Source organism: Citrobacter sp. H12-3-2, assembly GCF_009649895.1.
Taxonomy (GTDB): domain Bacteria; phylum Pseudomonadota; class Gammaproteobacteria; order Enterobacterales; family Enterobacteriaceae; genus Citrobacter; species Citrobacter portucalensis.
Map to the genome: position 1 here is coordinate 1,105,722 of NZ_CP045837.1, position 22,420 is coordinate 1,128,141.

Annotated in this window: 22 protein-coding genes; 12 read left to right on the plus strand and 10 right to left on the minus strand. The window is 55.2% G+C overall.

The genetic code is table 11. From position 1 onward, the window contains the following. Positions 1 to 54: 54 nt before the first annotated feature. From hypE to hypA, 5 genes are all read right to left on the minus strand, one after another. Positions 55 to 1,065 carry a hydrogenase expression/formation protein HypE gene (hypE, locus tag GHC22_RS05255; RefSeq protein WP_048225272.1) on the minus strand — a complete coding sequence of 337 codons (1,011 nt, stop codon included), beginning with the start codon at positions 1,063 to 1,065 and terminating at the stop codon, positions 55 to 57. Beyond that, positions 1,062 to 2,183 carry a hydrogenase formation protein HypD gene (gene hypD / locus GHC22_RS05260; RefSeq protein ID WP_103014823.1) on the minus strand — a complete coding sequence of 374 codons (1,122 nt, stop codon included), beginning with the start codon at positions 2,181 to 2,183 and terminating at the stop codon, positions 1,062 to 1,064. The genes hypE and hypD overlap by 4 nt, the downstream gene beginning before the upstream one ends. Beyond that, positions 2,184 to 2,456, minus strand: coding sequence for a hydrogenase 3 maturation protein HypC (hypC, locus tag GHC22_RS05265; protein ID WP_003037411.1), 273 nt, complete (start codon positions 2,454 to 2,456; stop codon positions 2,184 to 2,186). Further along, positions 2,447 to 3,319 (minus strand): hydrogenase nickel incorporation protein HypB, encoded by an 873-nt coding sequence (gene hypB / locus GHC22_RS05270; RefSeq protein WP_003037409.1) that lies wholly within the window; start codon positions 3,317 to 3,319, stop codon positions 2,447 to 2,449. Before hypB ends, hypC begins: the two co-directional genes overlap by 10 nt. A gap of 103 nt (positions 3,320 to 3,422) precedes the next feature. Then, positions 3,423 to 3,794, minus strand: a complete 372-nt coding sequence (gene hypA, locus GHC22_RS05275) for a hydrogenase maturation nickel metallochaperone HypA (protein ID WP_008785634.1) — start codon at positions 3,792 to 3,794, stop codon at positions 3,423 to 3,425. 198 nt (positions 3,795 to 3,992) lie between these two features. Here hypA and hycA point away from each other — a divergent pair, with 198 nt between their 5' ends. From hycA to hycI, 9 genes are all read left to right on the plus strand, one after another. Further along, positions 3,993 to 4,451 carry a formate hydrogenlyase regulator HycA gene (gene hycA, locus GHC22_RS05280; protein WP_008785633.1) on the plus strand — a complete coding sequence of 153 codons (459 nt, stop codon included), beginning with the start codon at positions 3,993 to 3,995 and terminating at the stop codon, positions 4,449 to 4,451. 143 nt (positions 4,452 to 4,594) lie between these two features. Then, entirely contained in the window at positions 4,595 to 5,206 is a 612-nt protein-coding gene (hycB, locus tag GHC22_RS05285; protein WP_003825909.1) for a formate hydrogenlyase subunit HycB, read from the plus strand. Then, on the plus strand, positions 5,203 to 7,029 hold the full coding sequence (gene hycC, locus GHC22_RS05290) for a formate hydrogenlyase subunit 3 (RefSeq protein WP_003825912.1): 1,827 nt from the start codon (positions 5,203 to 5,205) through the stop codon (positions 7,027 to 7,029). The genes hycB and hycC overlap by 4 nt, the downstream gene beginning before the upstream one ends. A 2-nt stretch (positions 7,030 to 7,031) precedes the next feature. Beyond that, positions 7,032 to 7,955, plus strand: a complete 924-nt coding sequence (locus GHC22_RS05295) for a respiratory chain complex I subunit 1 family protein (protein ID WP_153752387.1) — start codon at positions 7,032 to 7,034, stop codon at positions 7,953 to 7,955. 17 nt (positions 7,956 to 7,972) lie between these two features. Further along, the gene (gene hycE / locus GHC22_RS05300) at positions 7,973 to 9,682 is read left to right on the plus strand and encodes a formate hydrogenlyase subunit HycE (RefSeq protein ID WP_003037393.1); all 1,710 of its coding nucleotides are present in this window, start codon (positions 7,973 to 7,975) and stop codon (positions 9,680 to 9,682) included. A gap of 9 nt (positions 9,683 to 9,691) precedes the next feature. Next, the gene (locus GHC22_RS05305; protein WP_032944742.1) at positions 9,692 to 10,234 is read left to right on the plus strand and encodes a formate hydrogenlyase complex iron-sulfur subunit; all 543 of its coding nucleotides are present in this window, start codon (positions 9,692 to 9,694) and stop codon (positions 10,232 to 10,234) included. Continuing rightward, positions 10,234 to 11,001: a formate hydrogenlyase subunit HycG gene (gene hycG, locus GHC22_RS05310; protein ID WP_003037388.1), complete on the plus strand. Its 768-nt coding sequence runs from the start codon at positions 10,234 to 10,236 to the stop codon at positions 10,999 to 11,001. The genes GHC22_RS05305 and hycG overlap by 1 nt, the downstream gene beginning before the upstream one ends. Continuing rightward, positions 10,998 to 11,408: a formate hydrogenlyase maturation HycH family protein gene (locus tag GHC22_RS05315; protein WP_003037385.1), complete on the plus strand. Its 411-nt coding sequence runs from the start codon at positions 10,998 to 11,000 to the stop codon at positions 11,406 to 11,408. The genes hycG and GHC22_RS05315 overlap by 4 nt, the downstream gene beginning before the upstream one ends. Further along, on the plus strand, positions 11,401 to 11,871 hold the full coding sequence (gene hycI / locus GHC22_RS05320; RefSeq protein ID WP_003037382.1) for a hydrogenase maturation peptidase HycI: 471 nt from the start codon (positions 11,401 to 11,403) through the stop codon (positions 11,869 to 11,871). The genes GHC22_RS05315 and hycI overlap by 8 nt, the downstream gene beginning before the upstream one ends. A 56-nt stretch (positions 11,872 to 11,927) precedes the next feature. Here the strand turns inward: hycI and GHC22_RS05325 are convergent, their stop codons facing one another. From GHC22_RS05325 to ascF, 3 genes are all read right to left on the minus strand, one after another. Next, positions 11,928 to 12,167 carry a SymE family type I addiction module toxin gene (locus GHC22_RS05325; protein ID WP_153752389.1) on the minus strand — a complete coding sequence of 80 codons (240 nt, stop codon included), beginning with the start codon at positions 12,165 to 12,167 and terminating at the stop codon, positions 11,928 to 11,930. A gap of 172 nt (positions 12,168 to 12,339) precedes the next feature. Continuing rightward, on the minus strand, positions 12,340 to 13,764 hold the full coding sequence (locus GHC22_RS05330) for a 6-phospho-beta-glucosidase (RefSeq protein ID WP_153752391.1): 1,425 nt from the start codon (positions 13,762 to 13,764) through the stop codon (positions 12,340 to 12,342). Positions 13,765 to 13,786: 22 nt separating this feature from the next. Beyond that, positions 13,787 to 15,241: a PTS cellobiose/arbutin/salicin transporter subunit IIBC gene (gene ascF / locus GHC22_RS05335; RefSeq protein ID WP_153752393.1), complete on the minus strand. Its 1,455-nt coding sequence runs from the start codon at positions 15,239 to 15,241 to the stop codon at positions 13,787 to 13,789. Between the two features lie 264 nt (positions 15,242 to 15,505). On the opposite strand from ascF, the gene GHC22_RS05340 reads away from it, so the two are divergent. From GHC22_RS05340 to hypF, 3 genes are all read left to right on the plus strand, one after another. Further along, positions 15,506 to 16,519: a LacI family DNA-binding transcriptional regulator gene (locus GHC22_RS05340; protein ID WP_048215688.1), complete on the plus strand. Its 1,014-nt coding sequence runs from the start codon at positions 15,506 to 15,508 to the stop codon at positions 16,517 to 16,519. Between the two features lie 145 nt (positions 16,520 to 16,664). Then, on the plus strand, positions 16,665 to 17,210 hold the full coding sequence (gene hydN, locus GHC22_RS05345) for an electron transport protein HydN (RefSeq protein WP_003037366.1): 546 nt from the start codon (positions 16,665 to 16,667) through the stop codon (positions 17,208 to 17,210). Between the two features lie 143 nt (positions 17,211 to 17,353). Beyond that, on the plus strand, positions 17,354 to 19,594 hold the full coding sequence (hypF, locus tag GHC22_RS05350) for a carbamoyltransferase HypF (protein ID WP_057068114.1): 2,241 nt from the start codon (positions 17,354 to 17,356) through the stop codon (positions 19,592 to 19,594). A gap of 161 nt (positions 19,595 to 19,755) precedes the next feature. Here the strand turns inward: hypF and norW are convergent, their stop codons facing one another. Both norW and norV read right to left on the minus strand, forming a co-directional pair. Further along, on the minus strand, positions 19,756 to 20,889 hold the full coding sequence (gene norW / locus GHC22_RS05355; protein ID WP_048215690.1) for an NADH:flavorubredoxin reductase NorW: 1,134 nt from the start codon (positions 20,887 to 20,889) through the stop codon (positions 19,756 to 19,758). Further along, positions 20,886 to 22,334: an anaerobic nitric oxide reductase flavorubredoxin gene (gene norV, locus GHC22_RS05360; RefSeq protein ID WP_008785624.1), complete on the minus strand. Its 1,449-nt coding sequence runs from the start codon at positions 22,332 to 22,334 to the stop codon at positions 20,886 to 20,888. Before norV ends, norW begins: the two co-directional genes overlap by 4 nt. Between the last annotated feature and the right edge of the window lie 86 nt (positions 22,335 to 22,420).

Consider the following 22,420-nt stretch of genomic DNA (forward strand, 5'->3'; position numbering starts at 1 on the left):
GGATAGTGACGCAAATGCGTCTTATCCGGCCTACAGCATGCTGCCAACCGGCTGCTAGCATATACGAGGTAATGGTTCGGCGTGTGGTAAATCGAGGGTTCGTTTCACGCCGTAGAGTCCGGCAAGACGAACACCTTTGCGTTCAACCACTTCACCAATCATTGCAGCATCGCACCCTAACGGATGCGCGCGCAGCGCGGCAAGTACGGTTTCAGCGGCCTGGCGTTCAACGGCAATCACCAGTTTGCCTTCGTTAGCAAAGTTGAGCGCATCCAGACCCAGCAGCTCGCAAACGCCACGCACCGCAGGCTTCACGGGCAGGGCCGCTTCAGACAGCTCAATACCAAATCCACATGATGCGGCAAACTCATGCGTCACCGCATTCACGCCGCCACGGGTGGCGTCACGCAGCGCCTTCACGCCAGGAATATCACGCAGCGTCTGGATAAGAGGTGTTAACACCGCGCAGTCGCTGACCAGTTCGCCATCCAGACCCAATTGCTCGCGTAGGTTAAGGATAGTTGCGCCGTGATCGCCAAGCGAACCACTGACCAGCAGCACATCACCCACGCCGAGAGTCTGTGCACCCCAGTGAATGTTGGCGGGAATTGCCCCCATTCCGGCAGTGTTAATGAACAGTTTGTCTGCTGCACCACGCTGCACGACTTTGGTATCGCCAGTCACGATGGCGATGCCTGCTTCGCGCGCGGTTGCTGCCATGCTGTTAACAACGGTTTTCAGTGTCTCCATCGGCAGACCCTCTTCGAGGATAAAACCGCAGGAGAGGTAGCGTGGAATAGCTCCGCTGACCGCCACGTCGTTAGCCGTACCACAGATGGCCAGCTTGCCGATATTGCCGCCGGGGAAGAACAACGGATCGATAACGTAGCTGTCAGTTGAAAACGCCAGACGGTCGCCTTCTGCCACCAGTTGTGCCAGTTCCAGACGCGCTTGATCTTCTTGTTCCGCCAGCCACGGATTCGCGAAAGCCTCCATAAACAGACTGTTGATCAACTGCTGCATAGCCTGACCGCCGCTACCGTGGGCGAGTTGTACGCTGCTCATGCTTCACACTCCTGCTGACGATACTGATACCAGGCGGCACATGCGCCTTCTGAGGAGACCATCAGGGCGCCAAACGCGGTCTCCGGGTTACACGTTTTGCCAAATAACGGGCACTGATGTGGTTTACATCTGCCCGTCAGCACTTCCCCACAACGCGCGCGCGGATCGTCATACACCTGCTGCGGCGCTGGCTGGAAATGTGCTTCGGCATCAAAGCGATGATAGTCCGGCGTCAGGTGAACGCCAGAGGATTCGATAACGCCCAGACCGCGCCATTCGCTGTCACCATTGACGCAGAACACCTCGGCAATGGCCTGTTGTGCTAACGCGTTACCGGCATCCGGTACCACGCGGCGGTACTGGTTTTCTACCTGGCTTTGGGCTGCAATTTTCTGCTCAATTAACATCACTACGCCTTGCAGGAGATCAAGCGGTTCGAAACCGGCGACCACCAGCGGGCGATGGAAATCTGAAGCAATGAAGTTGTAGGCGTCGGTGCCAATCACCATGCTGACGTGGCCCGGCGCTAAAAAGGCGTCGATACCGTTGTCCGGCTGTTCCAGCAGGCTGCGCAGCGTAGGGATAAGCGTGATGTGCTGGCAGAAAAAGTAAAAGTTCTGCACGTCACGCTGCTTTGCCTGTTGCAGGGTGATAGCGGTCGTTGGCATTGTGGTTTCAAAACCCAGGCCAAAGAACACCACTTTACGTGTTGGGTTTTCCTGCGCCAGCTTCAGTGCATCCATCGGTGAGTAGACGATGCGGATATCCGCACCACGCGCCTTGGCTTGCAGTAGGGAGCCTTGCTTACCCGGGACGCGCATAGCGTCGCCAAAGGTGCAGAAAATTACTTCTGGATGGCTGGCAATTTCTACACAGCTGTCGATTCTGCCCATCGGCAGAACGCAAACCGGGCAACCCGGACCATGAATAAACTCCACGTTTTCCGGTAGCAACTGGTCGAGCCCGAATTTGAAGATAGCGTGGGTATGACCACCACAAACTTCCATGATTCGCAGCGGGCGTTCAGCCGTGTAGGAGAGGTGGGCGGCACGTTCGCACAGGTGCTCTATCAACTGCATCACCTGTTCTGGTGCGCGGTATTCGTCAACAAAACGCATTTATTTTTCCTCGCCGTACAGCAACGCGCCGACATCCGGCTCAACGTCAAACATGTTTTGTAGCGCGTCGAGCGTATCGCGCGCTTCAGCTTCATTAATGATGCTCATGGCAAAACCGACGTGGACCAGTACCCACTGGCCGAGGCGCGGTTGACCATGTTCATCACAGCTACCGACCAGCGTCAGGTCGACGTCGCGCTGAATACCGCAAACGTCGACTTTGGCCTGGTTGCCATCAATGGTGCGGATTTGACCCGGAACACCTATGCACATCGCTGCGTCTCCAGCCAGGAGAGCCATTGATCCATCCCTTCACCACTGGTGGCGGAAATTAGGATAATCTCAATCCCCGGGTTCACTTCCCGGGCGCTGGCGATGCATTTTTCAACGTCAAAATTGAGGTACGGCAATAGATCCACTTTGTTGAGCAGCATCAGCGATGCGGCGGCAAACATATGCGGGTATTTCAGCGGTTTGTCTTCACCTTCGGTTACTGAAAGCACGGCCACTTTATGGCGCTCGCCGAGGTCGAAGCTGGCCGGGCAGACCAGGTTGCCGACGTTTTCAATGAACAGAATACCGTTATCGTCAAGCGGCAAACGCGGCGCGGCGTCAGCAATCATTTGTGCGTCAAGGTGGCAACCTTTACCGGTGTTGACCTGAATGGCGGGTGTGCCTGTGGCGCGAATACGGGCGGCATCGTTCACCGTCTGCTGGTCACCTTCAATAACGGCGCACGGCACGCTATCTTTCAGCTTCATCAGCGTTTCGGTCAGCAGGGTAGTTTTACCAGAGCCCGGGCTTGAAACAAGGTTCAGCACCAGATGCTGACGGGCCGCAAAGCGGGCACGGTTGCGCTCGGCGAGGCGGTTGTTTTTGTCCAGTACGTCAATTTCCACTTCCAGCATACGGCGTTGGCTCATACCTGGTGCGTGGGTTCCGGCCTCACCGTGACCGTAGTGCAAATCGCCTTCTTCAGTCTGGCTCGGTGTGAAATTTGAGGTCTTCACACCGGTAATATTCAGCGCCGGACGAGCCGCCGGGGCAAATGGCGCGCTGCGAAACGCCGAGTGGGGATTATGCTCATCACCCTCTATATATAGGTTGCCTTCAGCGCAACCACATGTCGTACACATCGCTCACTCCTGATCTTTTTACTTGCGATACATCTGTTGCCGGATGGCTGCGTTGCCTTATCCGGCCTACAAACGAGCTGTTTCTGTAGGCTGGATAAGACGCTTAAGCGTCGCCATCCGGCGCTGGAGTTTCATCTATTTCAATACGTCGAATCTGTAAGCCGTCATCGGCCACAATTCTCAGCATATCGCTGTTGCATTGCGGGCATCGGCGCACGCGTTGCGTCAGTAACGTGACGTATTGCTGACAAGATTCGCACCAACATTCGGCTTCTTGTTCTTCGAGGTGGAGTTTACAACCTTCTGCAAGGGTCCCGCGGCATACCAGATCAAAACAAAAGGAGAGAGCGCTGGTTTCTACGCAAGAAAATGCGCCAATTTTGAGCCAGACCCCAGTTACTCGCTTAGCACCGTGTTGCGTGGCCTGTTGTTCAATCAATTCCAGTGCCCGTTGGCAGAGGGTTATTTCGTGCATACCGCCTCCTGTGAAGTTGACGTATTAAAAGCAATAAGCATGCCAGGTTGATTTTTTTCATTCGTGACAATGACGACGATGACGAAATGACATGTCGTCACCCGCCTTTGGTTTTTTATCTATATGAAAATTAAGTAATTTAATTTTGGCATGAAATGTGCTTAAGGCTGTTCATCTCTGCTAAACGGGTAACCTGACATGACTATTTGGGAAATAAGCGAAAAAGCCGATTACATCGCTGAACGGCATCGTCGCCTACAGGACCAGTGGCGTATTTACTGCAACTCGCTGGTTCAGGGGATCACCCTGTCAAAAGCGCGTTTGCATCATGCGATGAGCTGCGCACCGGACAAGGATCTCTGCTTCGTCCTTTTTGAACACTTCACTATCTACGTCACGCTGGCGGACGGCTTTAACAGCCATACCATCGAATACTACGTCGAAACGAAAGACGGTGATGATAAGCAGCTGATTGCACAGGCAGAATTGACTATCGACGGTAAGGTCGATGAGCGTATTAGCAACCGCGATCGCGAGCAGGTGCTGGAGCACTATCTCGAAAAAATCGCCACCGTCTACGACAGCCTGTACACCGCGGTTGAGAACAATATGCCGGTGAATTTAAGCCAGCTGGTTGAGGGACACAGCCCGGCTTAAGCCTCGGGTGCTGCCCACTTTGTCATGGTGCGGTCTACATACTGCGTCACGACGTTTTAGGGAATGGGCATGTCGAAAAATGTCGAAATGACATTTGGTAGACATGTTTTCGTCAAAAATGACTATCACCTGAGGAATGCCTGGTGAATCGTTTTGTAATTGCTGACTCCACTCTTTGTATTGGCTGCCACACCTGTGAAGCCGCCTGCTCAGAGACACATCGCCAGCATGGCCTGCAGTCAATGCCGCGCCTGAAAGTGATGTTAAATGAAAAAGAATCCGCGCCGCAGCTTTGCCACCAGTGTGAAGATGCGCCTTGCGCCACCGTGTGTCCGGTTAATGCCATTAACCGCGTTGATGGCGCCGTACAGCTGAACGAAAGCCTGTGCGTAAGCTGCAAACTGTGCGGGATCGCTTGTCCGTTTGGCGCGATAGAGTTTTCCGGTAGCCGTCCGCTACACATTCCGGCAAACGCCAATACGCCAAAAGCGCCTCCGGCTCCGCCAGCGCCTGCTCGCGTGAGTTCGCTGTTGGACTGGGTTCCTGGCGTTCGTGCCATCGCGGTGAAATGCGATCTGTGTAGTTTTGACGAGCAAGGTCCTGCCTGCGTGCGCATGTGTCCGACCAAAGCCCTGCATCTGGTGAGCAACATGGATATCGCCCGCGCCAGCAAACGTAAGCGAGAGCTGACTTTCAATACCGATTTCGGCGATCTCACCTTGTTTCAGCAGGCTCAGAGTGGGGATGCAAAATGAGCGCAATTTCACTGATTAACAGCGGCGTAGCCTGGTTTACAGCGGCTGCGGTTCTGGCATTTCTGTTTTCATTTCATAAATCGCTGAGCGGATGGATTGCTGGGGTTGGCGGTGCAGTCGGCAGCCTGTGTACGGCAGCCGCGGGTTTTACCGTTCTGACTAATGCGCTGGCAGTGAGCGGCGTGATGCCGTTTATTGGTCACAGTCTGCAAATTACTCCGCTGAATGCTATCTGGCTGATTACACTGGGCCTGTGCGGCCTGTTTGTCAGCCTGTACAACATTGACTGGCATCGTCATCCTCAGGTGAAAGCTAACGGCCTGCTGGTGAATCTGCTGATGGCCGCGGCGGTATGTGCGGTGGTTGCCAGCAACCTCGGTACGCTGGTGGTGATGGCGGAAATTATGGCGCTGTGTGCCGTGTTCCTCACCGGATGCAGTAAAGAAGGCAAACTGTGGTTTGCGCTGGGGCGTATTGGTACGCTGCTGCTGGCGGTCGCCTGCTACCTGGTGTGGCAACGTTACGGCACTCTGGAGCTGCGTCTGCTAGACCTGCGCACCCAGGAGCTGCCGCTCGGGTCTGACATCTGGCTGCTGGGCGTGGCAGGTTTTGGCCTGCTGGCCGGGATTATTCCGCTGCACGGTTGGGTGCCACAGGCACACGCCAATGCCAGCGCACCGGCTGCGGCGCTGTTCTCTACCGTCGTCATGAAGGTTGGTCTGCTGGGTATTCTCTCCCTGTCGCTGCTGGGCGGTAACGCGCCGCTGTGGTGGGGGATTACGCTGCTGGTGCTGGGCATGATCACCGCGTTTGTTGGTGGTCTGTATGCGCTGATGGAACACAATATCCAGCGCCTGCTGGCGTACCACACGCTGGAAAACATCGGCATTATTCTGCTGGGTCTGGGCGCTGGCGTGACCGGAATCTCCCTGAATCAACCTGCGCTGATCGCGCTGGGTTTGACCGGCGGTCTGTACCACCTGGTAAACCACAGCCTGTTCAAAAGTGTTCTGTTCCTGGGTGCAGGCAGCATCTGGTTCCGTACCGGTCATCGTGATATCGAAAAACTGGGCGGTATCGGTAAACGTATGCCGGTTATCTCGCTGGCGATGCTGGTTGGTCTGATGGCGATGGCCGCACTGCCGCCGCTGAACGGTTTTGCCGGTGAGTGGGTTATCTACCAATCCTTCTTTAAGCTTGGCAACAGCGGCGCGTTTGTCGGTAGCCTGTTAGGACCGTTGCTGGCGGTAGGGCTGGCAATTACCGGCGCGCTGGCGGTGATGTGTATGGCGAAAGTCTATGGCGTTACGTTCCTTGGCGCACCGCGCACGAAGGAAGCTGAAAATGCCTGCTGCGCGCCAATCCTGATGGGAGTGAGCGTCGTCGCGCTGGCTATCTGCTGCGTGATTGGCGGCGTTGCTGCGCCGTGGCTGCTGCCGATGATCTCCTCTGCCGTTCCGCTGCCTTTGGAAACCGCGAACACCACCGTTTCTCAGCCAATGATCACGCTGCTGCTGATCGCGTGTCCGCTGCTGCCGTTCATCATCATGGCCATTTTCAAAGGCAACCGTCTGCCGTCGCGTTCACGCGGTGCGGCATGGGTGTGTGGTTACGATCACGAGCAGTCAATGGTGATTACCGCGCACGGTTTTGCCATGCCGGTGAAAGAAGCCTTTGCCCCGGTACTCAAACTGCGTAAATGGCTGAACCCGGTATCACTGGTTCCGGGCTGGCAGAATGCGGCTGCACCGGTGCTGTTCCGTCGCCTGGCGCTGATTGAGCTGGCGGTGCTGGTGGTGATTGTGGTTTCACGAGGAGCCTGAGAATGAGTGTTTTATATCCGTTAATTCAGGCGCTGGTGCTGTTTGCCGTTGCGCCGCTGCTGTCCGGTGTTACCCGCGTGGCGCGTGCGCGTTTGCACAATCGCCGCGGTCCGGGCGTTTTGCAGGAATACCGCGACATTATCAAACTGCTGGGCCGTCAGAGCATTGCGCCTGCGGATTCCAGCTGGGTTTTCCGCCTGACGCCGTTTGTGATGGTGGGCGTGATGCTGACTATCGCCACTGCGTTGCCGGTATTGACCGTTGGCTCGCCGCTGCCACAACTGGGCGATCTGATCACCTTAATTTACCTGTTCGCCATCGCCCGTTTCTTCTTCTCTATCGCGGGACTGGATACCGGTAGCCCGTTTACCGCCATTGGCGCCAGCCGTGAAGCGATGCTCGGCGTGCTGGTTGAACCTATCCTGCTGCTGGGGCTGTGGGTAGCGGCACAGGTTGCGGGTTCAACCCATATCAGCAATATCGCCGATACCATTTACCACTGGCCTGCTGCGCGCAGCATTCCGCTGATTCTGGCACTGTGCGCCTGTGCTTTCGCCACCTTTATCGAAATGGGCAAACTGCCGTTCGATCTGGCGGAAGCAGAGCAGGAGCTGCAGGAAGGTCCATTGACCGAATACAGCGGCAGCGGTTTTGCCGTGCTGAAGTGGGGCATTAGCCTCAAACAGCTGGTCGTTCTGCAAATGTTCGTTGGCGTGTTCCTGCCGTGGGGACAGATGGAAACCTTCACCGCCGGTGGACTGCTGCTGGCGCTGGTGATTGCCGTCGTCAAGCTGGTCCTCGGCGTGCTGGTTATCGCCCTGTTCGAAAACAGCATGGCGCGTCTGCGTTTTTGCGCCACTTCACGCGTGACCTGGGCCGGTTTTGGGTTTGCGTTTTTAGCGTTCGTCTCCTTGCTGGTGGCGTGATTTAAGAGAGTTTGAGCATGTCTGAAGAAAAATTAGGTCAACAATATCTCGCTGCGCTGCACCAGGCCTTTCCGGGCGTGGTGCTGGATGAAGCCTGGCAGACCAAAGATCAGCTGACGATCACCGTCAAGGTGAACTACCTGCCGGAAGTGGTGGAGTTCCTGTACTACAAACAGGGCGGCTGGTTATCCGTGCTGTTTGGTAACGACGAACGTCAGCTGTGCGGTCATTACGCCGTTTATTACGTAATGTCGATGGAGCAGGGCACCAAGTGCTGGATAACCGTCCGCGTTGAAGTCGATGCCAATAAACTGGAGTTCCCGTCCGTCACGCCGCGCGTTCCAGCAGCGGTCTGGGGCGAGCGTGAAGTGCGCGACATGTACGGTTTGATCCCGGTTGGTTTACCGGATGAGCGCCGTCTGGTGTTACCGGATGACTGGCCGGACGAACTCTATCCGCTGCGTAAAGACAGCATGGATTATCGTCAGCGCCCGGCGCCGACTACCGATGCTGAAACCTACGAGTTCATCAACGAACTGGGCGACAAGAAAAATAACGTGGTGCCGATTGGCCCGTTGCACGTCACCTCCGATGAACCCGGTCACTTCCGCCTGTTTGTTGACGGTGAGAACATCATCGATGCCGATTACCGTCTGTTCTATGTCCACCGCGGCATGGAGAAACTGGCGGAAACCCGCATGGGTTACAACGAAGTGACGTTCCTGTCGGATCGCGTGTGCGGCATCTGCGGCTTTGCGCATAGCACCGCTTATACCACCTCCGTTGAGAATGCGATGGGCATCGTGGTGCCGGAACGTGCGCAGATGATCCGCGCCATTCTGCTGGAAGTTGAGCGTCTGCACTCGCACCTGCTCAACCTCGGGCTGGCCTGTCACTTCACCGGTTTTGACTCCGGCTTTATGCAGTTCTTCCGCGTACGTGAAACGTCGATGAAGATGGCGGAGATCCTCACTGGGGCACGTAAAACCTACGGTCTGAACCTGATCGGCGGTATCCGTCGTGATCTGCTGAAAGAAGATATGATCCAGACCCGTCAACTGGCGCAGCAGATGCGTCGTGACGTGCAGGAATTGGTCGATATGCTGCTCAGCACGCCGAACATGGAACAGCGTACCGTTGGTATTGGTCGTCTTGATCCGGAAATTGCCCGTGACTTCAGTAACGTCGGCCCGATGGTTCGCGCCAGCGGCCACGCGCGTGACACCCGCGCCGATCACCCGTTTGTCGGCTATGGTCTGCTGCCGATGGAAGTTCACAGCGAGCAGGGCTGCGACGTTATTTCTCGCCTGAAAGTCCGTATTAATGAAGTCTACACCGCGCTGAATATGATCGACTTTGGTCTGGATAACCTGCCGGGCGGCCCGCTGATGGTGGAAGGCTTTACCTATATTCCTCACCGTTTCGCACTGGGCTTTGCTGAAGCGCCGCGTGGAGATGACATCCACTGGAGCATGACCGGCGACAACCAGAAACTGTATCGCTGGCGCTGCCGTGCGGCGACTTACGCCAACTGGCCGACGCTGCGCTACATGCTGCGTGGCAATACCGTTTCCGATGCCCCGCTGATTATCGGTAGCCTCGATCCTTGCTACTCCTGTACTGACCGTATGACCGTGGTCGATGTGCGTAAGAAGAAGAGCAAAGTCGTGCCGTACAAAGAACTTGAGCGCTACAGCATCGAGCGTAAAAACTCGCCGCTGAAATAAGGAATCGCCATGTTTACCTTTATCAAAAAAGTCATCAAAACCGGGGCACCGACGTCGTCGTATCCGCTCGAGCCGATTGCGGTCGATAAAAACTTCCGTGGCAAACCGGAACATAATCCGCAGCAGTGCATCGGCTGTGCGGCCTGTGTGAATGCGTGCCCGTCGAACGCGTTAACGGTAGAAACCGATCTGGTCACCAATGAGCTGGCGTGGCAGTTCAACCTTGGGCGCTGCATTTTCTGCGCCCGCTGCGAAGAAGTCTGCCCGACAGCGGCAATCAAGCTGTCGCAGGAGTATGAGCTGGCGGTGTGGAAGAAAGATGATTTCCTGCAGCAGTCTCGTTTTGCGCTGTGCAATTGCCGCGTATGTAACCGTCCGTTTGCGGTGCAAAAAGAGATTGATTACGCCATTGCGCTGCTTAAGCACAACGGTGATACCCGCGCGGAAAACCACCGTGAAAGCTTTGAGACCTGCCCGGACTGTAAGCGCCAGAAATGCCTGGTGCCGTCTGACCGTATTGAACTGACTCGCCATATGAAAGAGGCCAGCTGATGAGCAATTTATTAGGCCCACGTGACGCCAACGGTATTCCGGTACCGATGACGGTGGATGAATCCATTGCCAGCATGAAAGCGTCGCTGCTGAAAAGCATCAAGCGTTCAGCGTACGTTTACCGCGTGGACTGCGGCGGCTGCAACGGTTGCGAAATCGAAATCTTTGCTACGCTTTCTCCGCTGTTTGATGCCGAACGTTTTGGCATCAAAGTCGTCCCGTCACCGCGCCATGCGGATATTCTGCTGTTTACCGGCGCGGTAACCCGTGCCATGCGCTCTCCGGCGCTGCGTGCCTGGCAGTCTGCGCCAGATCCGAAAATTTGTATCTCTTACGGTGCCTGCGGTAACAGCGGCGGTATCTTCCACGACTTATACTGCGTATGGGGCGGCACGGACAAAATCGTACCGGTGGACGTGTATATTCCAGGTTGTCCGCCGACGCCTGCGGCAACGCTGTATGGTTTTGCCATGGCGCTGGGTCTGCTGGAGCAAAAAATTCACGCGCGTGCGCCGGGTGAACTGGACGAACAGCCGGCGGAAATTCTGCATCCGGACATGGTTCAGCCGCTGCGTGTGAAGGTGGACCGCGAAGCACGCCGTCTGGCGGGATACCGCTACGGCCGCCAGATTGCTGATGACTATATGACGCAGTTAGGGCAGGGCGAGCATCAGGTGGCGCGCTGGCTGGAAGCGGAAAACGATCCGCGTCTGACCGAGATCGTCACGCATCTTAATCATGTTGTCGAAGAGGCGCGTATCCGATGAGTGAAACGGTGGTGTTCAGTCAACTGAGCCGTAAGTTTATTGATGAGAACGATGCGACGCCCGCTGAGGCGCAGCAGGTTGTCTATTACAGCCTGGCGATTGGTCACCACCTAGGGATCATCGATTGCCTGGAAGCGGCGTTAACTTGTCCATGGGACGAATATCTGGCATGGATTGCTACCCTTGCTGAGGGAAGCGAAGCCCGCCGGAAAATGGAAGGCGTGCCGAAATACGGCGAGATCGTTATCGATTTCAACCATGTACAAATGCTGGCGCGCGCGTTCGATGATGCGCGTGCCGTGCAGACCCCGCAGCAGCAGGAGTGGAGCAAGCTGATGCTTAGCATGCTGCACGACATACACCAGGAAAGCGCCATCTATCTGATGGTGAGGAGACACCGTGACTGACGTTTTATTATGTGTGGGTAACAGCATGATGGGCGATGACGGCGCGGGCCCGCTGCTGGCTGAAATGTGTGCTGCAAATCCTCAAGGCAACTGGGTTGTCATCGACGGCGGTAGCGCGCCGGAGAACGATATTGTCGCCATTCGTGAACTGCGTCCGCAACGTTTGTTGATTGTTGATGCCACCGATATGGGGCTGAACCCCGGTGAAATCCGCATTATCGATCCTGATGACATTGCCGAGATGTTCATGATGACCACCCACAACATGCCGCTGAACTACCTGGTAGATCAGCTGAAAGACGATGTTGGTGAGGTGATTTTCCTCGGCATTCAACCGGACATCGTCGGTTTTTACTACCCGATGACACAGCCGATCAAAGATGCGGTTGATACCGTCTATCAGCGATTAGCCGGTTGGGAAGGACACGGTGGATTCTCCGAGCTGGAAGCACCAGAAGAGTAAACTGTATCAGTGCCGGATGTGAACGACATCCGGCCTGTTTTCCCAGTGTATCCTCGTCATTCAATTGCCTGCTCAATAATTAGTTTCCCCTGCATCACTGATACATTCACTGCCGTACCGGTCGGAAATCCAGCTTGTTCCAGCCAGTCGCCGTTCAGCGTGAGTGAGGCGTGACGACTGATTCGTCGCGTATAACCCGTTTTTGGATCTTCATGGCGTTTTCTGACATAGCTGACTTTCAAGCGACGTATTGGTTTGGTGATTGCCACCGCTGTTTTGCCCTTTTTATCAAACATGCACGCTTCCTTGTGGTGAACGGCCAGGATTAAAAACTACTGAATAAAATGCCAGTAAAAAAGGGGGAGGGCAAACCTGAAACTGGAAGGACGATTCCAAATCCGGAATGTAATAAATGAAATGAAAATATGTACTTCTGCCGGAAGGCTGTAACCCCCTCCGGCAGATCCGTCATGCCAGATCGGCACCGTTACTGGCGATGACTTTTTTGTACCACCAGAATGATTTCTTGCGTGTACGTGCCAGCGTGCCGTTGCCCGCGTCATCGCGGTCCACATATACAAAACCGTAGCGTTTGCTCATCTCACCGGTTGAGGCTGAAACCAGATCGATACAGCCCCAGGTGGTGTAACCCATCAGCGGCACGCCATCTTCAATCGCGTCTGCCATGGCGCGAATATGTTCGCGTAAATAGCTGATGCGATAGTCGTCATTGATCTCACCGTTGGCATCAATTTCATCTTTCGCTCCCAGCCCGTTTTCCACCAGAAACAGCGGTTTCTGGTAGCGGTCATACATCATATTCATGGTGATGCGCAGGCCGAGCGGATCGATTCCCCAGCCCCATTCACTGGCGGCAATGTACGGATTACGCAGCGACTTCACCACGTTGGCAGCGCTGGTATTGCCCGAGTTCATTTCAGCGGAGGCGCAGCGCGATGCGTAATAGCTGAAAGAGACGAAATCGACGGTGTTTTTCAGGATGTCGTCGTCTTCCGGGGCTTTTTCGATTACCACGCCTTTTTCGCGAAACACGCGGGCAGAGTAAGCCGGGTAGGCCCCGCGCGCCTGCACATCAATGAAGAACAGGTTTTCACGGTCTTTTTCCAGTGCGGTCCACACATCTTCCGGCTTACACGAGTAAGGATAAAAATTACCGCCAGCCAGCATACAACCGACCTGGTTTTGCGGATTAATTTCATGGGCTATTTTAGTCGCCAGGGCGCTGGCTATCAGTTCGTGGTGAGCGGACTGATATTTCACCTGATCCTGATTTTCACCTTCTTCAAATACCAGCCCGGCACCAGAAAAGGGACTGTGCAGCATAATGTTGATTTCGTTGAACGTCAGCCAGTACTTCACCAGACCGTCAAAGGCCTCGAAGCAGGTACGGGCGTAGCGGGTAAAGAACTCCACCATTTTGCGGTTACGCCAGGAGCCGTACTCGGTGACCAGATGCATAGGCACATCGAAGTGACACAGCGTGACTAATGGCTCAATACCGTATTTTTTACACTCGGCAAACACGGCCCGATAAAACGCAATTCCGTCTTCATTCGGCGTCAGCTCGTCGCCGTTAGGGTAGAGGCGGCTCCAGGCAATGGAAGTACGAAAAACCGTAAACCCCATTTCCGCCATTAGCGCGATATCTTCTTTATAGCGATGATAAAAGTCGATCGCCTGATGGCTGGGATAAAATTCGTCATCCCGCAGCGTAAAGCGCTTTTCCTGACCCAGTTTGACGGGCATGCGGTGTGTGCCGTGGGGGATCATATCGACGGTAGTCAGCCCTTTGCCGCCTTCCCGGTATGCCCCTTCAGACTGGTTGGCGGCCAGTGCGCCGCCCCATAAAAATCCTTGCGGAAAAACAGACATAATTAACCTCAGTTCGTACCAGTCAAATGCTGGCCCCATTGATATTGCCCGGTTGTGTGGCCTGGTTTTTTCTGGCCTGCGCGGCTGCATCTTCGACAGGAATATCTTCAAAGCCGAGAATCAGCGTTAGTACAAAAGAAAGCACTACCGCCAGCGCCATCACGCCAAATACCCAAACGATGGTCATCGGATTGGCCGGATCGAAAAACTGGACGCTGGTGAACAGACCTGGAGCCGCCATGGAGTGGCTTGCAAGCCCGGCCATTCCAGCAACAGCACCGCAGATAAAACCGCTGATAAGGCTCGCAATCAGCGGACGTTTCAGGCGGATTGCCACGCCATACAGCGCGGGTTCGGAAATGCCCGCCATGATGGCTGAGGCGGCGGCCGCTAACGCCGTCTGGCGTAGCTCCGGGTTTTTGGTTTTCCATGCCACTGCCAGCGATGAACCACCTAACGACAAGTTGGCACCGATTTCCGACGGCATCACCATGCCTTCTTTTCCGGTTTCGGCAATTGTCTGAATAATGGTTGGTGTAAAGACACGGTGCATACCGGTCATTACCAGCAGCGGCCACAGCGCGCCCATAATGGCCACTGACAGCCAGCCGAGATAGCCGTGGATGGTATAGACCAGCGCTGAAATCGCGCTACCGATCCAGATACCGATCGGGCCAATGATGACGATGGCGAGCGGGGCGGCGATCAGCACGATCAGCATCGGTTTGAGGAAGTTTTTGGTCACCGCCGGAGTTATACGATCGACCCAACGTTCGATGTATGACAAGCACCAGGTCATGACCAGCGCCGGGATCACCGTGTAGGTGTATTTCACCGCCGTCACTGGGATCAGGGCAAACTCAACGTGCTCACCCTGCGCGGCCTTCGCCATCAGGTCGATAAAGCTGGGATGCACCAGTACGCCCGCGATGGCGATAGCCAGCGACATGTTGGTTTTGAATTTGATAGCGGCCGACGCGGCGACCATCAGCGGCAGGAAGAAGAATGCACCGTCGCCAATGACGGTCAGAATGGTGAGCGTGGACGATCCTTTCACCAGCACGCCGGTCATTTCCAGAACCATCGCCAGCAGCTTGAGCATTGATCCGCCGATAATCGCCGGGATCAACGGCGACATTGTGCCGATCAGCGCATCAAGGATCCCCGCGCCAATCCGCTTCAGCGTCAGTCGGGGTTTGATTTGCGGCTCAGCAGGCTGCATGTTGGCAGGCAACAGGCTGACCACTTCACGATACGCCTGCGAAACGGTGTTGCCGATAATCACCTGGCACTGGTTCTCGTTGCGCACCACGCCCAGCACGCCAGTGAGGGTTTTCAGCGTCGCGCTGTCGACCTGCGAGTCATCTTTGATAACGAAACGCAAACGGGTCATACAATGGGTCACTGCTGTGATGTTGTCGACGCCTCCCAGAGCCGTCACAACGGAGCGCGCCAGCGCTGCATAATTCTTGGACATCGGATTTAATCCTGTTTTATCAGTAGAGTACGTTATTTTTTATCCGTTTACGTGGATCGCTTTTCTGGGTTGATGAAACGCAGATAGGAAACCGGTTCCACAAAATCATGTTTAAATTGTATTAACTGATCAAGATTTAATTTTGATCAATTTTTGTAATTGTGACCCCGATCACCAGATGTCAGCGTCTGCGATTTAGCAGCAAGGACAGCGGCAAAACGGTGCAGTACACTGCGTCACATTGAGAGAAAAGGGATGAGTAATATGACCACGATGCTGGAGGTGGCGAAGCGTGCCGGAGTGTCGAAAGCGACGGTTTCCCGGGTGCTTTCCGGAAACGGCTATGTCAGCCAGGAAACCAAAGACCGCGTGTTTCAGGCCATTGAAGAGAGTGGTTACCGCCCAAATTTGCTGGCGCGCAGTCTCGCGGCGAAAACCACGCAGACACTGGGTCTGGTGGTAACAAACACCCTTTATCACGGCGTCTATTTCAGCGAACTGCTGTTTCATACCGCGCGGATGGCGGAAGATAAAGGGCGCCAGCTGTTACTGGCTGACGGTAAGCATAGCGCTGAGGAAGAGCGCCAGGCGATCCAGTACCTGCTCGACCTGCGCTGTGACGCGATTATGATATATCCGCGTTTTCTCAGCGTGGATGAGATAGATGACATCATCGATGCCCACAGCCAGCCGATTATGGTGCTTAATCGACGCCTGCGGAAAAACAGTAGCCACAGCGTATGGTGCGATCAAAAGCAGACCAGCTTTAACGCCGTTACTCAGCTCATTGCCACCGGGCATAAAGAGATTGGTTTTATTACCGGCTCGATGGATTCGCCAACCGGCGTGGAGCGACTTTCAGGCTATAAAGACGCGCTGGCACATCATGGGATCGCGCTAAATAATGATCTGATTGTTAAAGGGAAATGGACGCCAGCCTGCGGCGCAGCGGGTGTGGATACTTTGCTTTCGCGCAAGGTCAATTTTACCGCATTGGTGGCCAGCAATGACGATATGGCGATCGGCGCGATGAAGCAGTTGCACGAGCATGGTGTGAGCGTTCCCGCACAGGTGTCGGTGATTGGCTTTGATGATATCGCCCTCGCGCCATACACTATTCCGGCGCTTTCCAGCGTTAAAATTCCGGTAACAGAAATGATTCAGGAAACGATTGGGCGCCTGATCTTTATGTTAGGTGACGGGGCGTTTACGCCGTCAAAGACCTTCACCGGTGAACTCATTGCGCGCGACTCAGTTGCGCCGCCCGTTTCGCGCTGACAGCTGTCATTTGTCATCGTCACTAGTGACGATGACACGCCCTTCTTGCGTTCTTCAGAATAAAATCCCTTTAAAAACAGCAAATTAAATTCTGGCACGATTTGTGTATGCTTCGGCAGATATTCTGTCATTGCTGGAGAAATTGATGAACCGTTTCATCATTGCAGACGCCAATAAATGCATTGGTTGCCGTACCTGTGAAGTGGCCTGCGTGGTATCCCATCAGGATAACCAGGACTGCGCATCGCTGACCCCTGAAACCTTTTTACCCCGCATTCACGTCATCAAAGGCGTTAATGTCTCCACGGCGACGCTGTGCCGCCAGTGCGAAGACGCGCCGTGCGCTAACGTCTGTCCGAACGGTGCGATCAGCCGTGATAAAGGTTTTGTTCATGTAATGCAGGAACGTTGCATTGGCTGTAAAACCTGCGTTGTGGCTTGTCCTTACGGCGCAATGGAAGTGGTCGTGCGTCCGGTCGTGCGTAACAGCGGCGCAGGTCTGAACGTCCGCGCAGAAAAAGCTGAAGCCAATAAGTGCGACCTGTGCCACCATCGTGAGGCCGGTCCTGCCTGTATGGAAGTGTGCCCGACTCACGCGCTGATATATGTGGATCGCAATAAGCTTGAGCAACTGAGCGCGGAAAAACGTCGTCGCGCCGCGCTGGATTCCACCGCATCTTTGCTGTTCTGATATCTGAAAATCCGCGTAAAATACGGTAGTACTTATGCCGGATGGCGGCTTTGCCTTATCCGGCCTACTGTTCGTATCCACGTAGGCCTGATAAGCGTAGCGCCATCAGGCAAACCGGGATAGATGACTGCGGGAACGACTTAATGACAATAAACAACCACTCCGGCGTACAGCTGCGTATTCGCGGCAAAGTACAGGGCGTCGGATTTCGCCCCTACGTCTGGCAACTGGCGCAGCGCTTACAACTGCATGGCGATGTGTGTAACGACGGTGACGGTGTGGTTGTGCGCTTACAGGAAGATCCGGCGGAGTTTATTGCGCAGTTGCATCAACACTGCCCACCGCTGGCGCGCATTGACAGCGTTGAGAGTGAACCATTCGCCTGGACGCAGCAGCCTGCCGATTTCTCGATTCGTCAAAGTGCTGGCGGTACGATGAATACGCAAATCGTTCCGGACGCCGCGACCTGTCCCGAATGCCTTGTTGAAATGAACACCCCCGGCGAACGTCGTTACCGATACCCCTTTATCAACTGCACCCACTGTGGTCCGCGTTTTACGATTATCCGCGCGATGCCCTACGATCGTCCGTTTACCGTAATGGCGTCATTCCCACTCTGCGCGCAATGTGACAAAGAGTATCGCGATCCGTACGACCGTCGATTCCACGCCCAGCCAGTGGCTTGTCCGGCATGCGGCCCTCATCTGGAGTGGTTCTGTGCGGGTGAGCGAGCGGAGAAAGAAGTGGCGCTGCAGGCGGCGGTATCGCGGCTGAAAGCAGGCGGTATTGTGGCGGTTAAAGGCATTGGTGGGTTTCATCTGGTGTGCGATGCGCGAAATGATAACGCCGTAGCGCTACTCAGGCTGCGCAAACACCGTCCGACGAAACCTCTGGCAGTGATGCTGCCCTCTGATGAGGGATTGCCTGAACCCGCTCGTCGTTTGCTGACTACCCCTGCTGCGCCGATCGTGCTGGTGCAGAAACGCTATGTCGCTGCATTGAGCGAGGGTATTGCGCCAGGGTTAACGGAGGTTGGCGTCATGCTGCCAGCGAATCCGTTACAGCATTTACTCTTACAAGAGATGAATTGTCCGCTGGTGATGACCTCTGGCAACCTCAGCGGCAGGCCTCCGGCCATTACCAACGCCCAGGCGCTGGAAGATTTACACGACATTGCCGACGGTTTCCTGCTGCATAATCGCGAAATTGTGCAGCGGATGGATGACTCCGTGGTGCGTGACAGTGGGGAAATGCTGCGTCGTTCCCGGGGTTATGTGCCGGATGCGGTTGCACTACCACCAGGATTTCGCGACGTGCCGCCGATGCTGTGCTTAGGCGCGGATCTGAAAAATACTTTCTGTCTGGTCCGTGGTGAACAGGCGGTTATCAGCCAGCATTTGGGCGATCTCAGCGATGACGGCATTCAGCAACAGTGGCGTGATGCGCTACGCCTGATCCAGAACATTTATGACTTTACGCCGCAGCGTATCGTGCATGATGCACACCCTGGCTATGTTTCCAGCCAATGGGCCAGTGAAATGGAGCTGCCAACTGAAACGGTGCTGCATCACCATGCGCATGCCGCTGCGTGTCTTGCGGAGCACGGCTGGCCGCTCAATGGCGATGATGTGATTGCCCTGACGCTAGACGGTATCGGTATGGGGGAAAACGGCGCGCTGTGGGGTGGAGAGTGTTTGCGGGTTAACTATCGTGAATGCGAATACCTTGGCGGCTTACCGGCGGTAGCGCTGGCGGGCGGCGATCTGGCGGCAAAACAGCCGTGGCGTAATCTGCTCGCGCAGTGCCTGCGTTTTGTTCCTGACTGGCAGCGTTATCCGGAAACATCGGTGCTGCAACATCAAAACTGGAACGTGCTGGCGCGCGCTATTGAACGGGGAATTAACGCTCCGCTGGCGTCATCGTGCGGACGACTGTTTGATGCCGTTGCCGCCGCGTTGCAATGTGCACCGGAATCATTGAGTTATGAAGGTGAAGCGGCCTGTGCGCTTGAGGCGATGGCATCGCAATGTGATGGCGTTGATCACCCAGTCACGGTGCCGCTTGATGACAATCAGCTGGACTTAGCAGTTTTTTGGCAGCAATGGCTGAACTGGCAGGCCAAACCAGCAGAAAGGGCGTGGGCGTTTCACGACGCGCTGGCGCGTGGGTTTGCCACTCTGATGCGAATGCAGGCCGAAGCGCGCGGGATTAAGACGTTAGTATTTAGCGGTGGCGTGATGCATAACCGCTTATTGTCGGCCCGTCTGGCGTTTTATCTGCGTGATTTTACCTTACTGTTCCCGCAGCGTTTACCGGCGGGCGACGGCGGGTTGTCATTGGGGCAGGGCGTGATTGCCGCGGCGCGAGCGTTGGCGCAAAAATAAAAAAAGCCCCGGGACTGGCGGGGCAAGAAAAACATGTCGGGGCATACCGACAAGTGGCAACGCACATCCATGTGCGTGAGGTTAATAAATCAGTAGCAGCGTTGCCGGGCAAAGTCGCAGGCCGGATAAGACGCGAAGCGGCACCATCCGGCATCCCAGACTTACACAGGCAACGTTTTCAGCAGCGCAAAGGCCTCTTTCATGCGGTCTTCACTGACGACAAACGCACACAGCTGGCCTTCGTCGTTCATCCCTCTGGCGACCATCCCCTGCGCTTCGGCGGCGATGTGCCAGTTTAGATCCCGGCGCTGGGTTTCCCCGGCCAAATGCAGAGGCAGTTCTGGCGTTTTGACTTTTACCAGCATGGCTGGCAGTTTCAATGGCGCATTGCCGCCGAGCAGGTTTTTCGCCAGATACATGGCGCTCAGCTGAATCGGCTGCAGGAACGGGAGCACCTGACCGTTAATCTCCGCACAGTCGCCGAGAGCATAAATGTCCGGGTGGCTGGTTTGCAGGTAGCTATCGACGCAGACGCCACGATTGATGTTCAATCCGGCACGACGCGCCAGTGCGGTCTCCGGGCGTAAGCCGGTGGCGGCGATCACCGCATCGACTTCTACGCTGCGGCTACGATCGAGCGTGGCACGAATACCTGACGCCGTTTTCTCCAGCCCCTGAAGCTGTGATTTCAACAGCAGGTGTACGCCCATATCGGTCAGACGATGCTGTAAGCGACTGCTGACTTCCGGCGGCATCAGCGAAGCTAGAATGCTGGCGGCGTTGTCGATAAGCGTTACCGCTTTACCGGCACGACAGAAATCCATCGCCAGTTCACTGCCAATCAAGCCGCCGCCGACAATCAGTACCCGCTGGGCATCACGCAGCTGCGTTTCACAAGCGCGATACTCTTGTTGGCTGTTCAACGTGAGCATTAACTCACGTCCGGTAACCGGCGGTACAAAGGCTGAAGCGCCCGTCGCCAGCACCAGTTTGTCGTACTGCCACTGCTGATCCTGGCTTTTCACTACGTGGGCATCAGCATCGATGTCGGTTACCCAGGTGTGCGGGAACAGGCGCAAATTAAACTGTTCGGCAAACTCCCCCGCCGACTGGCGGGTGAGGTCGTCTGCACGCTGTGACTGACTGATAACATGGCTGAGATCGGGCTTGTTGTACTCATCCATGCTGTCCGCAGCAATCAGGGTCAGCGGGACATTTGCATCCTGCTTACGGATATTTTTGACTAACTGGCGGGCGGCGAAGCCCGAACCAATAATGACAATTCCGCGGCTCATTTTGCCTCCGTTGCCAGGACGTCGAAGACGTCTTTACCTAATGAACATTCCGGGCACAGGAAGTTATCCGGCACGTCGCTCCACGGTGTTCCCGGCGCGACATCCTGCAGCGGTTCACCTTTTGCCGGGTCGTAAATCCACTGGCACACGCTGCACTGCATGCTAGGTCCAAGATCGGCGGCAGCCGCAGCGGCGCAAGCGCATTCTTCTTCTTTGGATGCGGCTTTCACGGTTGTTTCCGGCAGTGGCGCAAGCGCCCACTGACGCGCGATTTCACGGCCGTGCTGGCGGCATAGTTCCAGTGCATCCAGGTCCGGACGCCATTTCGCCTTCAGGCTCAGCGACATTTCGAAACCAGCATCCTGCAAACGCGTAGACAAACGGTCTACTGCGCCGCCGCTCCAGCCGTGTGAGCCAAAGGCGCTGGCGCGTTTGTTACGAAAACGCAGGCCGGTCATCTCTTCCACCAAACCGGCGATTTTTGGCATCATCACGTTGTTCATCGTCGAAGTACCGACCAGCACGCCTTTAGAGCGGAAGACGTTAGTCAGAACTTCGTTCTTATCGCTACGGGCGACGTTAAAGATTTTCACTGCCACGTTCGGGTCAACTTCGTTGATGCCCTGGGCTATGGCGTCCGCCATCATGCGGGTGTTGTTGGACATGGTGTCGTAGAAAATGGTGATGCGGTCTTCCTGATAATCCGCCGCCCATTTCAGATACATTTCCACGATTTGCGTCGGGTTGTCGCGCCATACCACGCCGTGGGAAGTAGCAATCATATCGACAGGCAGGTTGAAGCCGAGTATCTCAGTAATTTTCGGTGTAACCAGACGGCTGAACGGCGTCAGAATGTTGGCGTAGTAACGCTGGCACTGTTCGAACAGTTCGGTCTGGTCAACTTCGTCGTTAAACAGACGTTCGTCGCAGTAGTGCTGGCCGAAGGCGTCATTACTGAACAGCACCGCGTCGCCGGTCATGTAGGTCATCATGCTGTCAGGCCAGTGCAGCATTGGCGTTTCAACGAAGATCAGCTGTTTGCCGTTACCAATGTCCAGTGAATCACCGGTTTTCACCACGTTAAAGTTCCACTCCGGGTGATGGTGATGCCCGTTGATGGAGTCAATGGCGTTGGCTGTGCAGTAAATCGGCGTGTCCGGGATGCAGGACATCAGCTCAGTCAGCGCCCCTGCATGGTCTTCTTCCGCGTGGTTAATGATGATGTAGTCGATATCCGCGAGGTCAATTTCACTGCGCAGGTTCTGCACGAATTCACGGCTAAACTTGTGGTCTACTGTATCGATCAGGACATTTTTTTCTTCACGGATGAGATAGCTGTTGTAGCTGCTGCCGCGCAGCGTTTTGTATTCAGTCCCGTGGAAATCACGAACTTCCCAGTCACGTTGGCCAACCCAATGAATGTTATTTTTAACCAGAATAGACATAGCAACCTCAGTAATTAATTCAGCGTTTTTCTAAAAAAGATGTTTTGCTTATTGCAGGTTGCGTGCCAACTTTTTATTTTATTGAT

Bases quoted from the DNA above. Each gene is read 5' to 3' on its own strand.
- hypE (WP_048225272.1), bottom strand. From the start codon at position 1,065: ATGAGCAGCGTACAACTCGCCCACGGTAGCGGCGGTCAGGCTATGCAG.
- hycE (WP_003037393.1), top strand. From the start codon at position 7,973: ATGTCTGAAGAAAAATTAGGTCAACAATATCTCGCTGCGCTGCACCAG.
- hypD (WP_103014823.1), bottom strand. From the start codon at position 2,183: ATGCGTTTTGTTGACGAATACCGCGCACCAGAACAGGTGATGCAGTTG.
- hypF (WP_057068114.1), top strand. From the start codon at position 17,354: ATGACAATAAACAACCACTCCGGCGTACAGCTGCGTATTCGCGGCAAA.
- ascF (WP_153752393.1), bottom strand. From the start codon at position 15,241: ATGTCCAAGAATTATGCAGCGCTGGCGCGCTCCGTTGTGACGGCTCTG.
- GHC22_RS05325 (WP_153752389.1), bottom strand. From the start codon at position 12,167: ATGTTTGATAAAAAGGGCAAAACAGCGGTGGCAATCACCAAACCAATA.
- hypC (WP_003037411.1), bottom strand. From the start codon at position 2,456: ATGTGCATAGGTGTTCCGGGTCAAATCCGCACCATTGATGGCAACCAG.
- GHC22_RS05305 (WP_032944742.1), top strand. From the start codon at position 9,692: ATGTTTACCTTTATCAAAAAAGTCATCAAAACCGGGGCACCGACGTCG.
- hycC (WP_003825912.1), top strand. From the start codon at position 5,203: ATGAGCGCAATTTCACTGATTAACAGCGGCGTAGCCTGGTTTACAGCG.
- hypB (WP_003037409.1), bottom strand. From the start codon at position 3,319: ATGTGTACGACATGTGGTTGCGCTGAAGGCAACCTATATATAGAGGGT.
- hycA (WP_008785633.1), top strand. From the start codon at position 3,993: ATGACTATTTGGGAAATAAGCGAAAAAGCCGATTACATCGCTGAACGG.
- norW (WP_048215690.1), bottom strand. From the start codon at position 20,889: ATGAGCCGCGGAATTGTCATTATTGGTTCGGGCTTCGCCGCCCGCCAG.
- GHC22_RS05295 (WP_153752387.1), top strand. From the start codon at position 7,032: ATGAGTGTTTTATATCCGTTAATTCAGGCGCTGGTGCTGTTTGCCGTT.
- hypA (WP_008785634.1), bottom strand. From the start codon at position 3,794: ATGCACGAAATAACCCTCTGCCAACGGGCACTGGAATTGATTGAACAA.
- hycG (WP_003037388.1), top strand. From the start codon at position 10,234: ATGAGCAATTTATTAGGCCCACGTGACGCCAACGGTATTCCGGTACCG.
- GHC22_RS05340 (WP_048215688.1), top strand. From the start codon at position 15,506: ATGACCACGATGCTGGAGGTGGCGAAGCGTGCCGGAGTGTCGAAAGCG.
- norV (WP_008785624.1), bottom strand. From the start codon at position 22,334: ATGTCTATTCTGGTTAAAAATAACATTCATTGGGTTGGCCAACGTGAC.
- hydN (WP_003037366.1), top strand. From the start codon at position 16,665: ATGAACCGTTTCATCATTGCAGACGCCAATAAATGCATTGGTTGCCGT.
- GHC22_RS05330 (WP_153752391.1), bottom strand. From the start codon at position 13,764: ATGTCTGTTTTTCCGCAAGGATTTTTATGGGGCGGCGCACTGGCCGCC.
- GHC22_RS05315 (WP_003037385.1), top strand. From the start codon at position 10,998: ATGAGTGAAACGGTGGTGTTCAGTCAACTGAGCCGTAAGTTTATTGAT.